General features: G+C 27.9%; 9 protein-coding genes, 2 tRNA genes, 2 rRNA genes and 1 pseudogene. 7 read left to right on the forward strand and 7 right to left on the reverse strand.

Annotation, left to right across the window (positions count from 1 at the left end):
- Position 1: 1 nt before the first annotated feature.
- The 7 genes and pseudogenes from EXC34_RS03135 to EXC34_RS03165 all read left to right on the forward strand — a co-directional run bounded on the left by EXC34_RS03135 (position 2) and on the right by EXC34_RS03165 (position 8384).
- Positions 2 to 1459: an MSC_0624 family F1-like ATPase-associated membrane protein gene (locus tag EXC34_RS03135; RefSeq protein ID WP_129687863.1), complete on the forward strand. Its 1458-nt coding sequence runs from the start codon at positions 2 to 4 to the stop codon at positions 1457 to 1459.
- The gene (locus EXC34_RS03140; protein ID WP_129687864.1) at positions 1452 to 1979 is read left to right on the forward strand and encodes an MSC_0623 family F1-like ATPase-associated protein; all 528 of its coding nucleotides are present in this window, start codon (positions 1452 to 1454) and stop codon (positions 1977 to 1979) included. The genes EXC34_RS03135 and EXC34_RS03140 overlap by 8 nt, the downstream gene beginning before the upstream one ends.
- 1 nt (position 1980) lies before the next feature.
- On the forward strand, positions 1981 to 2886 hold the full coding sequence (locus EXC34_RS03145) for an MSC_0622 family F1-like ATPase gamma subunit (RefSeq protein ID WP_129687865.1): 906 nt from the start codon (positions 1981 to 1983) through the stop codon (positions 2884 to 2886).
- Positions 2886 to 3362 carry an MSC_0621 family F1-like ATPase epsilon subunit gene (locus EXC34_RS03150; protein WP_129687866.1) on the forward strand — a complete coding sequence of 159 codons (477 nt, stop codon included), beginning with the start codon at positions 2886 to 2888 and terminating at the stop codon, positions 3360 to 3362. Before EXC34_RS03145 ends, EXC34_RS03150 begins: the two co-directional genes overlap by 1 nt.
- The gene (locus tag EXC34_RS03155; protein WP_129687867.1) at positions 3355 to 5448 is read left to right on the forward strand and encodes an MSC_0620 family F1-like ATPase-associated subunit; all 2094 of its coding nucleotides are present in this window, start codon (positions 3355 to 3357) and stop codon (positions 5446 to 5448) included. Before EXC34_RS03150 ends, EXC34_RS03155 begins: the two co-directional genes overlap by 8 nt.
- A gap of 9 nt (positions 5449 to 5457) precedes the next feature.
- Positions 5458 to 7008, forward strand: a pseudogene (locus EXC34_RS03160) (MSC_0619 family F1-like ATPase alpha subunit).
- On the forward strand, positions 7008 to 8384 hold the full coding sequence (locus tag EXC34_RS03165) for an MSC_0618 family F1-like ATPase beta subunit (protein WP_129687868.1): 1377 nt from the start codon (positions 7008 to 7010) through the stop codon (positions 8382 to 8384). Before EXC34_RS03160 ends, EXC34_RS03165 begins: the two are co-directional and overlap by 1 nt.
- 105 nt (positions 8385 to 8489) lie before the next feature.
- On the opposite strand, the gene rrf (EXC34_RS03170) is transcribed toward EXC34_RS03165, so the two are convergent.
- The 7 genes from rrf (EXC34_RS03170) to EXC34_RS03200 form a co-directional block, all read right to left on the reverse strand.
- A 5S ribosomal RNA gene (rrf, locus tag EXC34_RS03170) occupies positions 8490 to 8595 on the reverse strand.
- 38 nt (positions 8596 to 8633) lie between these two features.
- Positions 8634 to 9311: a pseudouridine synthase gene (locus EXC34_RS03175; RefSeq protein WP_129687869.1), complete on the reverse strand. Its 678-nt coding sequence runs from the start codon at positions 9309 to 9311 to the stop codon at positions 8634 to 8636.
- Between the two features lie 2 nt (positions 9312 to 9313).
- On the reverse strand, positions 9314 to 9970 hold the full coding sequence (locus EXC34_RS03180; RefSeq protein WP_129687870.1) for a hypothetical protein: 657 nt from the start codon (positions 9968 to 9970) through the stop codon (positions 9314 to 9316).
- A gap of 53 nt (positions 9971 to 10023) precedes the next feature.
- Positions 10024 to 10129, reverse strand: a 5S ribosomal RNA gene (gene rrf, locus EXC34_RS03185).
- A 234-nt stretch (positions 10130 to 10363) separates the two neighbouring features.
- Positions 10364 to 12889, reverse strand: coding sequence for an MAG2960 family serine endopeptidase lipoprotein (locus EXC34_RS03190; RefSeq protein WP_129687871.1), 2526 nt, complete (start codon positions 12887 to 12889; stop codon positions 10364 to 10366).
- An 82-nt stretch (positions 12890 to 12971) separates the two neighbouring features.
- Positions 12972 to 13047, reverse strand: a tRNA-Lys gene (locus tag EXC34_RS03195).
- Between the two features lie 22 nt (positions 13048 to 13069).
- A tRNA-Leu gene (locus EXC34_RS03200) sits at positions 13070 to 13156 on the reverse strand.
- Between the last annotated feature and the right edge of the window lie 260 nt (positions 13157 to 13416).

The raw sequence follows: 13416 nt of genomic DNA on the forward strand, positions 1-13416 counted from the left end.
TATGACTAATATTGAATTTGAAAATAAAAAAATATATGATGATTATCAAACATTAGTAAATAAACAAAAAAGAAATTGAATTTCAAGAGTTTACCAAATTATTGCTGCTATATGAATTTTTATAGCCGGAATAGTATTACTGCTTTTAGCTGATAAAGTAATATTATTATCTGAAAAAGTAAATATAGCAATATTCTTTAACTTTACAACTGAAAGATTCAAAGAAGTAAACTTTGTCTTAATGCTAAGAATTGCAATTTTATCATTTCTATTTATCTATCCAATAAGCAAAATATTTGCTGACTTATTCATAAATAAAGAAAAAGTCGAATTCTATTTACCTTGATTTATATGGTATTTGCTATCATCAATAACTGCTTTTGTTTTGTTTATGTCATTTAGAAGCATAGATGGAAAACAAGTTATTAATTTACTTTATGCCTTTATTCCATTATATGTTTTCGATTTAACTTATGCAATCTTTGCTTATTATATTAAGAGAAAATCAAACCCATTAACAATGGGTAGTGTGTCAAGTTTAATTATTACTCAAGTAGCAAGAGCATTGCTAGTAAGTGCTATATTGGCTTGTTTCTTTATTTGAACAAAAAGTTCAATAAAAGAAGCTCAATTATTTCTTCATTATAATCAATTTAGCGATTGATTTAGATCATTATTTAAAGTTAAAAAAGCATCTAATTTAGCAATTATTATTGCACTATTTATAGGTTCATCTCTACTCTTATTCTTTTCATTTTGAGATAAAATCATTTTAATTGCTAACAACAATTTAAAAGGTGAATATCTAAAAAATAAACTATCTTTCACATTAATTTTATTGGCATCAATCGCCTTTTGAATATTACGTGTCTTCTTTATTAAAGTTAAACAATCAAGTTATTTTGATGAAAAAGTACATTTTTCACCAAATTATCTATATTTATTATTTACAATAGTTCCGATCCTAGCACTAACTTTATTTTTAGTAATCAATTTAGTTAGAATTTTTAAAACAAAAAATACATTAACTAACTCAATAATTTTTGGTTCACTATTGTCATTAATTTGAATTTCATTCATGATTCTAAGTTTTAATAACAATGATAATGGTATTAATTTAGTTGTATTATTTATCACTGTATTAGCAAGTATTTCAATGATGGGATTATATTTAAAAAACAATTCCACAATTCACAAATTTTCACTAAAAATCTTAAATCTAAATATCTTGGTCTCAATTATCATAATGTCAATATTAGGTTTTGAAAGATTAATGCAAGCTCAAAATAATTATGCATTCAGCTACTTAAATTCAGATCTGAATTTAGTACAAATATTTGCTGTTGTTCAATCCTCATTAACACTAGCGATCTTAATTGGGGCAGCAATAAAATTAATATTTGTGCTATATAAACTTCATAAAACAAGAAAAACAAAAAGGGGTGTAGAAAATGAATAAAGCAATATCAAAAAAAGAACTAAAACAATTGAAATTAACCAATGAATTGCAAATTTTCAATTTGAATTCTCAATATGAAAATGTAAAGTCTAACCCAAAATTTGTCTCATTTAATCAATTGAGTTCATCTGTTTTACTTGCATTAGGCTTAGGTTTTAATTCCGAAGCTTACAAAACTTTTATTGAGTTAGTTAATCAAGCAGTTACGCAAAAACACAATTTGGTTTTTAACAACTTTATTATCTCTTATGCAATTGATCCCAAATTTAGTTTACAAACTATTTCACCAGTATTAGTTACTCAAGAACCCACTACATCTGAATCATTAAATTTACGTATTAGTAGCACAAGTTCACAATTGAGTAGTTTTCTACAACGTTTTAACTATGAACTATCCAAATTAATTGAAATGGGTTCATACGTTGAAGTAATCCCTTCAATTGTTGTTTATATTTCACCTGAAACAAAAACTTATAAGCTATTTTTTAACCATGAAATGTTAGCAAGAATCGAGAAATAAAATGCATTTCAAAAAAATTGAAGAAAAGAAAAAAAGCTTAGATAACATTCATTTACGTGTCAATAATGAAAAAAATATTCTGCTGATTGAAATTATGAAATTAAGTAAAAAATTGCAGTTTTATGTAAAAAACGCTTTAAGCAATAAACATTTAATTTCACAGTTAAAAACAGAATACAGCGTTAAAAATAAATTTATTCAGAACAGAAATATATTAAATAATTCATTTTCTAAAAAAATTAAATCCTTATTCGTTAAACCAAAACAGCTTTGGATATATTTAACAGAGGAGCAAAAACACTCAACAGATTCGTACACTCGTTATGAACAAATGATTTTAAAAAACATAAAGAAAAATGAGTCAGAATTTGTCTTAATTGGTGATAGAGCAATCGAGTTTGGAAAAAACAACAAACTTCAAATTATTCGTCAATACACTAGCGAACAACGTAATCAAAACCTTGAAAACGAATTAGCATTTTTAGTTAAATATCTATATGCCGATGGTAATTATGAAAGTGTGCGTTTTGTTATAAGTTCAAACAAGAACTTTAAAGACGCATTCACGATATTGCCACTTGAAAAGTTTGATGTTTACAAGTTTACAAACACAAATGAATTAATTGAAAATATCAATGTAAAAGATTATTTAATTTTTCCTGACTTACAAACTTTTATTGATAGTGAAATTAATATGTTTTTAACTAATTCAATTCATGCATTAATGATAGAGTCATACTTTTACAATGCCAAAAACAAATTGATCACTACTAATCAAATAATCAAGCAACTAGATGAAGATATATTAAAGTTATCTAAGAAAATAATTAAATTTAAGCGCGAAAAAGAAATTGAAGATATAGTAATGTTTTTTAGAAAAAATAAAAAAACAAGCGAGGATGCATAATGAATAAAAATGGAATTTACATTGAAATAAACTCAATAGCTACAACTCCATTAATCTTCAAGAACGCTAATCTATACTTCAATATAGAAGAATCAGACAGTTGAAAATTGATTAAATCAAAATCATTGGCAAGTTATGAAAAAACGGTGTTAAAAATTGAAAATTTAAACACTGCAAAAACATATTATATTTTACTAAAAAACTCAAATATGAGTTTTGACGGTAAAAAAGCTACATTCAATACATTCTCTAAAATTAAGCTTTTCATTAAAGCTGATAAATCAACAACAAAAAATAAATATAAGTCAGAATTAAAACAAATAAACCAAGAAATTTCTCACTTAAATGCTTTGCAAAATATTGGATTAAAATTAAGTGAAGTCGCTCTTCTTAACAACTTAAAAAATGAAGAATATGAGTTGAAAATGAAAAGCAATCTTTCTTTAATTGAGTATGAAGGAGAATTCAATGAGTAAAAATAAGCTTATTTATTCGCTAGGATTCGTCACTTCAGCTACCGCACCATTGATGGTTATTAGTGCCCAATTAGACGACAAAGCCAAACCGCAATCAGAAACTGCAAATAAAGATAAAAAACCAGAAGAAAAACCTAAAACAAATGACCCAAATTTTTCAACTTTTAAAGAAAAAAATGACAAAAAAATTTCTGAGGCAATTGATAAATCAATTGGATTAATGATCAGTTATTTTAAAGATCAAATCCAAAAAAACAAAGCAGATACAGAAACAGATTACCAAACAAGACTTTCAAAACAAATTTACCTTGAAAAACTTGTTGATTTTTACGAATCCAATAAAAAAGAAATCAAAAAAGATCCCGATAAATTCGGAATGTATATTACTTTTCCATATGTTCTTGCTCGAGAAAAAAAATACATAAATGGTACCGTAGAGTTTAACAACAAGCAATACGAAAACATTATTTATGGTAAGGGCAATGATGAGAAAACAAAATATGATAGAGCTATTGATTCTTCCAAAATAAAGAAGATAACCGAAGAGTTAAACATAGTCGATGAAAAACGCTTTCAAAGTGCTATTGAAAAATATACAAGTTCAATGCTTGAAGAAATTAAATCAATTGCCCTTGATGAATCAGATATTTTAAAAATTGGTAAAGACTATGATTTTGTCTATAAAAAAGGCAAGATAAACGATAAAGACGAGCGTGTATTTACTATTGAAACCCCTAAAGGCTTTAATTCGTGAGATGAATACATTATTAGTAAATTTAAAACTCGTTTTATTGAATTTGATTTAAGACAAAACCAAGAATTTATAGTTGAAGAGCCAACTCCAACCCAGCCTAAAGATATTCCTTATATTCCACCTTTAATTCCAAATAAACCAGTCGAACAGCCACCTGTTGAAATTAACCTTGAATCATTGCCTATTCTAACTCCTTTAATTCGTGCTGAATATTCAACGAATTCAATTGAAAATCTAAACATTTTAGCAAATCAAAAAACAGCAGATGTATTCTTTTTCAATAACCCTATCAACACAAAATACCAATACGAAGTTCAGGAACTGACTGCAACATCAGCTAAGGTAGCAATCTACGATAAAGAAAAACCAAATCTTAAACGTACTTATACAACGGATTTTAATTTAGAATCAAATCAAGACCCATACAAACAAGAAGTTTTATATCAACAAATAAAAGCAATAAATGATATAGCTCTCAAATTCTATGGATCTCTTGGCTTAGATGAACATCTAAAATATGAAAAATTAGCAAACCAAACTTTAATCAATACTGTTTTTGGTCTTGTTGATCAATTTACAAAGACAATTTACTCATTGAATTATGTAATTTATCAGAACGAAAACATAATCAAACTTAGTGAGGCATACAGAAATGGCAAAATTTCTATTGGTGATGCATACAATAATTCTGCCAACACCTTTTTAACAGCCATAGCAGCTTCAAAATTCAATGGAGTTAGCTCATGAAGTGCTGTTCCAAACGCATATGACTTATTAATTGAAACTTATAAAGTTGACGTTTTGAGACATAATAAAGATATCATATTTAAAAACATTGAATTTATGAATTCTCATGCTAATAAATTTAACGTAGATCAATATAATTCCAATACAATTGAGAAATTTGTTGATACCGTTAATAAACAAATTCATAAACTAAAAGCTATTGCAATAGTTAATAACTACACAATTAATGAGTGATTCAATGGCTATATTAGTCAAATAACTAAAATCAAAGAAAACTTTTTAACTTTAAGAACATTAGCTCAAAATAAAGAAGTTTCAGATGACAAATCAGCAAGTGAATTTGCACAAGCTTATAAAAAAGCGCAAGAAGAAATAAACCAGCAAAACAAGAGCGTTCATAAAGTTCAGGAAATCTTTGGTATTTCAATTGCAGTGATTGGCTCACTATTAATTTTATTAACAATAATATTAGCTCTTGTAAACATCAAAAAATCTAAAAAATACAAATTAAAAACCTTATACGCTGTTTTAACTTCATTATCATTATCACTAATCATAATTGGATCTATACTGATCTTTATATAGGAGGAAATTATGAAAAAGACAACTAATAAAATTAGTAAAACCCCAATTGTTTCATCAATATTTGATTATATGATTGAGGTGACTGGAAATTTTAATTATTCGCAAAAACAAATGTTTAGCATAGTTGGCAAGCCTCACATTCAATTAATTCTAATTAGCGCAACTACTGAAAAAGCAATCTTGCTGTCAAACGACCAAAGTGGTAATATCTCAATTGGTGATCGATTAGAATTATTAAACTCAAACTACAATGTTTATACTTCAGACATTTACTTTGGAAAAGTAATTGATGTCTCAGGAAACGTAGTTTTACCAACACCAACTAGAAAACCTGAATTTGCAAAACACCAACAATCAACACAAATATTTAAATTAGCACACGATTTAATGACAGTTAAAACACTAAACGAACAGCTTTATACAGGTATAACTTCAATAGACTTATTAATTCCAATTGGTAAGGGTCAACGTGAATTAATTATTGGCGACCGTCAAACTGGAAAAACTCACATCGCATTAAACACAATTATTAACCAAGCAAAAAATAATGTTAAATGTATTTATGTAGCAATTGGTCAAAAAAGAGAACAAATTGCCAATATTTATTCAACTCTTGAAAAATATGATGCATTAAAAAATACAATTATTATTGATGCATTTGCGACATCAACATACGACCAATACTTAGCTCCATACGTGGGAATGGCTCATGCTGAAAATCTTTCATATGAAAATGATGTTCTTATTGTTTTTGACGATTTAACAAAACACGCAAACATAATTAGAGAAATGGCGCTTCTTTCAGATGCGCCAGTTGGTAAAGAAGCTATGCCAGGCGACATATTCTTTGCTCACTCACAATTTCTTGAGAGAGCAGGTAGCTTTGTCGGACGTAAAACTATTACAGCGTTGCCAATATTACAAACTATCGATGGCGATATTACTTCACTAATTTCATCAAACGTTATTTCAATTACTGATGGTCAAATTGTTACCAGTTCCGATTTATTCTCTGCTGGTAAATTACCTGCTATTAATATTGATTTATCAGTATCAAGAACCGGTTCAAGCGTTCAAAACAGAACAATAACTCAAGTTGCCGGTGAAATTGGAAAAATTTACAGAAAATACAAACGTCATTTAAAGTTAGCAACACTTGATTATGACTTTAACACTGAAACTTCTGCACTATTAAACAAAGGGAAAATGATTGATAAATTATTCTAACAAAGAGGTTATTCATTATATTCACATAGTTTTATAATGCTGAGTTCAAAAATCATTTCATGAAACTTGTTTAAAGGTGTAACTGACCACCAAAAAGCCATGAATTACTTAAATTACATTATCAACACTAATTTTGAAGCGAAAAGTGCTTATGAAAACATTATTAGTGGCAAAGAATATGATGATTCAATCACTAAAAACTTTTTTGCTTTCGCACTACAACAATACTCAAATTATCTAGGTCTTGATTGAAATATTCAAGTAGAAAATAAATTTATAGAGTTTCCAAAAAACTACTTAGAAAAAGTAGCTATTGAGTTAGGAGATAAATAATGACTGGTAAAATTTTGCAATTTAATTCAGATGTTTTAGATATTCAATTTTCGGCATCTAAATTGCCAAAAGTTAATCACTTATTAACCTTACATGACTCAAAAACGTATCTTTTGGTAAAAAGAATAGTATCTGATACTGTAGTTAAAGCAATTGTAATTTATGCTGCGCAGCCTATTGCACTTGATGACAAAGTAACCAACACAAATAAAAGTTTTATGGTTCCTGTTGGTGTTAATTCAAAGAATAATATTTATAGTTTTGAAGGAAAACCGCTACTTAAATCAACAATTACTCCAAAATATGTTGAGATGAACTCTACAATTAATCACAACAAATTTATTAATACAAATACTGAGATAATTCAAACCGGTATTAAAGCTATTGACTTTTTCATTCCAATTGTTAAGGGTTATAAAATCGGTATTTTTGGTGGTGCTGGGGTTGGTAAAACCGTTTTAATGAAAGAAATCATTTTCAACGTAAATAACAACAGTAAGCAAACAAGTAACATTTTCATCGGTTCAGGTGAACGTTCACGTGAAGGTATTGAACTTTACAATGAATTAAAAGAATCAAATTTATTACAAAATTCAATTATGTTTATTTCTAAAATGAACGAATCACCTGGAGCTAGAATGTCAATTGTACCAATTGGTATTACAGCTGCTGAATACTTAAGAGACCAAGATAAAGAAGATGTCTTATTATTTATTGACAATATTTATCGTTTTGTTCAAGCAGAAAATGAAGTTAGTTCATCATTAGGTAAAAAACCTTCTGTTGGTGGTTATCAATCAACTCTTGAAAGTGATGTCGCTAATGTTCAACACCGTTTATTCAAAAATGAAAATGGGGCTATTACTTCGTTCCAAACAATGTTCTTGCCTATGGATGATTTATCAGACCCATCAGCAGTTGCAGTTTTCAATCACTTAGATGGCAATTTAGTACTTTCTCGTGCACAAACAGCTAAAAATATTTTCCCTGCCTTTGACCCACTTGCTAGTCAATCAAACTCGGTGAATGAAAATATTATTGGTAAACGTCACTTTGATGCAATAATTGAAACCAAAAAAATTCTTAAAACATATAAAGATCTTGAAGATGTTATTCTAATCTTAGGATTTGACGAACTTGATGATGAAAGTAAAACAATAGTTAAAAAAGCATTACAATTGGAAAACTTCTTTACTCAAAACTTCTTCATGACTGAACACTTTACAAAGTCTCCTGGTCAATTTGTTAAAATTGAAGACACAGTTGAAAGTGTTTGAAAAATTCTTAATGGCGAATACATTAAACAAAGTCCAGAAATCTTTTCATATGTTGGATCAGCATTAGATATTCCAACTGATAAAGAATTAGGCCTATAATTTACCAATATATTCATTTTACAATTCAAAAAGACAAAAAAATCAAGCCAGAATTATGATAATACGGCTTGATTTTTAAATTATTTTTTCAAAAAAGAAAATAAAAAAAAGCAGCTCCCTATTTTCCCATCTCTGGTATCGTCGGCACTACAAGGCTTAACTACTGAGTTCGGAATGGATTCAGGTGATCCCTTGCGCTATAACCACTAGTAATATCTTACCATTAATTCAAAAAATGCAAAATATTTTTTAAATTTTTTTTATGTCGTTTTTATCGATTTCTTTTCACTGGCCAATTTTCAAATTTTCAGGTAATACTAAATTGCCAAATTCAATTCGTTTTAGGTATATTACATTCAAATTAAAATGTTTCATCATTCTTTTAACTTGGTGAAATTTACCTTCATAGATGGTTAAAAAACATTTGTTTTCATCAATATATTCAAATAAATATTTTTCAACTACAAAATCACCAATGTTTATTGGCATATTATATTTTTCAATATCAAAATCAATATTTTTATCAACTTCAATATAGTATTTCTTAGCTACGTGTTTTGAAGGCTTCAAAACACTGTTACTAAATTCACCATCATTTGTAATAATTAATAAACCCTCAGTATCTTTATCTAATCTACCAACACTAAAATATTTATTAGGATTTAAATCTAGTAAATCAAAAATAGTTTTATGCTTGGGATCATAATTCGCACAAATATAACCTGCGGGTTTATTTAGTAAAAAGTATCTATGTTCTTGAAATTCAACAATTTTTCCATCATAAAAAACCTGATCCTTTTCAGTGTCAACATTGATACTTTTAAAAATTAAAGTTCCATTCACACTAATTTTGCCATCTTTAATGTCTTTTTTTATTTCGCTTCGCGATTTATTAATAATGCTTGATAAATATTTCTCTATCCTCATATTTAACTCGAATAAATCTTATTTACAAAGTCTTTAAATGCTTGTGTATGTTTTTTGTTTATAGCAATGTAAAAACCCTTAACAGATGAATGAATATAGTTAATGTGTTTTGGATTGAATTCAAATTCGCGAACTTTTTCAATATTTTTTTCTATGATATTGGCTTGATTATCATATACAAATTTCCCATTTTCAATTTTAATAGGGAAAAATATTTTAGCATTTTCAACATTATTAATATTGGGGGTTAGTAAATTTGGAATTTCACTAGTGTAAATTAAAATGTTTTCTTTAAAAAAATCTTTGTTAAAAAAGCTAGAAATTTTAAAGATGTGCACATTATTCTTAGTTATTTCTAAATCAGCATCCTCATCAAACCCTGTATCATCAACAGTTTTATATTCTTCGTAAAAAATATAACCATTTAAAATATTAGAGGCTTGCAAGTCATTATCAATAAAAATTTGCTTGTTATTAATTTTGCTACTATTATAAAAATCAATAAAATGATAAATTTTTAACTCAGATTGTTTATTATTTGTTTCTACTTCTTTATTTTCTATTTTGTTTTCTTCTTCAATAGGTTTTTGATTATTTTTGCATGAAATAGCAATGAAAGGAATCGACAATAATGGAATTAAGTTTAATTTAAATTTCAAAATAGCCTCCATAACATAGTTATTGAATGATTATAATACAAAAAAGAAAATAAAAAAAGCAGCTCCCTATTTTCCCATCTCTGGTATCGTCGGCACTACAAGGCTTAACTACTGAGTTCGGAATGGATTCAGGTGATCCCTTGCGCTATAACCACTAGAAATATAATACACTAAATTTAAATTAATAAAAGAAAAAAAATAAATTTATTTTATTCCTTCTTAAAGTATATTGCACAAGTGATAAAGTCAGCGCATTTCAGCAACTATTTTGATAATCATGCGAAATAATAAACAAAAATTTCAATGAACTTTTGAATTGTTTTTTAGCTCTTATTAATATTGTGTGTAAATTAAAATCCGCCAATCTATAGCTTGGTGGATATATTTATTATTTTATGGATTAAGTTTAACTGTTTTGACATTATCACTTACTAATTTTTTAACAAAATCAGTTCTAATGTTGCCATTAAAGCCGTTTTTATAATCACCATGTCCTTCCATTAAGGCAACTGCGTTAGAGAATGTGTCAGTATAAGTAGCATCCCTAGTAAAAAGATAATTTATACCAATCAAATTAAAACTCGAATCAATTACTATTGAACCAGAAGAACCCGGACCTAAAATATTATGTCTTTGTTCATATGGAGCATATGTGTAAAGTTGTGAATGTTGAGTCAAAATGGTTTTAGCCATTCCGTGTTCACCTTGAATAAATGGTGAGTTATATTTCTTGTAATTATCTAAATGAGAATTCCAATCTTTGTTTTCATTTTCGTCATATTTAACTCATAACGATTGAAATACGTCTTTATTCACTACACGATTTTGTGTATTAATTACACCACCTGTTGACTTATTATATTTGAATGAGAAAGATGAAGGGCCAGTATAGTTTTGATTAAAGTTTTCATCAACATTTATTGGATAACCGCCATAGAATTGAGTTTTAATTGGGTGAAATAATTCATTTTTTCCAAGACCAATATATCAATCTTTTTCTTTTTCTGGTTCATAATCTAAAATGTATTGTAACTTAGGTAAGATATTTTTTAATGCGGATTTATGAATTTTTAAACGTAAAATAACAAAATCTGCTCCAGCATTTTTTGTGCCACCAATTCTTGAAGTTTGATCGTAAACTTCAAGATGTTTTTTACCTGTTTCAGCATCAATATCTCAAAAACCATCTGCATAATAACGAGGAGTGTAATATGGAGCAATTAAGTATTGTTCATAGGCTTTTGCGATTGGATAGTATTGGCCATTTTCAGAATTAACAAAGTTATTACCTTTTAAACTTCTAGTTTGATTACCACGGGTACCATAGAAGTAACCGCCTTCTCTAGGGGTTTTATCTTGATTAATTGGCCTAAACCCACCATTTCATTGACTGGCATTTGGTTTATTTGAATCAGCACTAAAGTATAGTGATTTGTCAAAAATTCTTCGCAAACTAAATACGTGAATATTTGTAGCCACTAAAAATTCGTAATAGCCTTCCTTTTCTGCTTCAGGGTTGATAACTCTATCAACAACCCACATAGTGCCGCTTTCATTTTTATATTGAATGCCTTTATCTTTTTCAAAGAAGTCTCTTTCTCAGCCCATTGCATATCAACTAAACATAAATGATCTATCATAAATATAATTGTAAAAATCATCATTATTTTTAAGATTATTCGCATTCTCTTTATTTATGTTAATTAAAAATTTTTCACCTGTAGAATTTTCAATTAATAAATCAATTGTTCCTTTTTCATCATCAAAATTTGCTCTAATGTTCTTTATATTATCTATTTGCAAATGTTTAGAAATTGATTCTAAACTTGCATAATAAAGAAATTGACTTAAATTTGAAGGTAAAAATCCAAAAGTATTTTTAGCAATTAAATCATTAATTATTTGTGATTTATCAATATTTTTTGCCGATAATTTGTCATTATCAGCAAATGTAGGTAGATAAACTTGTTTTACCATACCATTTATAGATAAAGATCTATTATAAAATTCTACCTTTTGGCGTTCATTTTCGCCATAATTGCCATAAACACCAATTTTATTTGTATAGTCTCAAAATTTATCTGACACATTTTTATCAAAAGCGTTGGTAAAATCTACAGGATTACCATGGTTGCCAGATTTTAGAAAATTATTTATCCCCAAAATTGCATCATTATAACTTTTAGTCATTTTATAAACTTGATTTGGTGAATTTTTTTGCAAATCTTCAACAGAAAGAAAATGACTATCTTCGCTTGAAATTAAAACACGAGGATTTTCTTTTTTAATTGGTTGTGTGGTGTCATTTGAATTATTGGGAGAAACAGGTTTGCTTGAATTATTTGAACCAGTATTTGGATTTGTTTTTTCTGGCTCATTAGGATTCTGAGGAGTATTATTTTTTCCTTGATCTAATTTTCCTGAACTGCCTTGATTTCTATTGATATCATTAGTTGGAGAAGTGCCTTCTTGAGGAGTTTTTCCAGGAGTGGTTGGTTTTACGGTACCGATTGAACTATCGCCTTTGCCTGCACCTGTAGTGGGCGGAGTAGGGTGTATAGTACTAGTTTTTGGATTTGTTTCTTTAACTTTAAATCCAGAAATTTGTAAAACTTTTGTATGCTTTATGTTTGGATTTGTTTTAGATAACAATTCAATAGAAATGTTGGCTAAATTTTTTGAATTATCACGCGAAATAATTAATATTTTTCCAACCTGAACACCATCATTATTTAATTCATGTGTAATGTCTTGTTCCTTCAGATCTTCTAAATAAATGTTTTGTTTATCTTTAACATCAACCTTTATATCAATATTCGATCAAACAATGTTGTTGTCTGACTGATTTTTTGTGCAAGATGTAGCAATAATTGCTGGTGAAATAATTGAAAACGCAAATAAAGGTAGTTTTAATTTCATATCCCCTCCAAATTTATATTTAATATAGCACTTTTTAGAAAATAAAAAAATGACTTACGTCATTTCGGTCAAATAAATGAAATGGTACGTCCTAGAGGATTCGAACCTCTGACCCAATGGTTAAAAGCCATTTGCTCTACCTGCTGAGCTAAGGACGCATTTTTCGTGGCATAAGCCATATGGTACCCAGAACTGGACTTGAACCAGCACGGTGTTACCACCGAGGGATTTTAAGTCCCTTGCGTCTACCTATTCCGCCACCTGGGCAACTTTAAAATTGCTACTTAATTATAAGGTATTTTAATTTTATGTAAAACATTTTTTTATTTTTTTTATATTGATTATTTTTTTGTAAAAATGGAAAAATAAATTGATTTTTGCTAGCAAATAATTGTTTTTTTAATTTATTAAAATTTTAAAGAAATAAAATGTTTTTTCTTTGTAGTATTTGTTTTAATGCTATTATTAATAAGTATCTTTTTCAACAAGATACACAGTGTTATCCTTTTTTAATATCTTAATTTATT

This window comes from Mycoplasmopsis bovigenitalium (genome assembly GCF_900660525.1).
Lineage (GTDB): Bacteria > Bacillota_I > Bacilli_A > Mycoplasmatales > Metamycoplasmataceae > Mycoplasmopsis > Mycoplasmopsis bovigenitalium.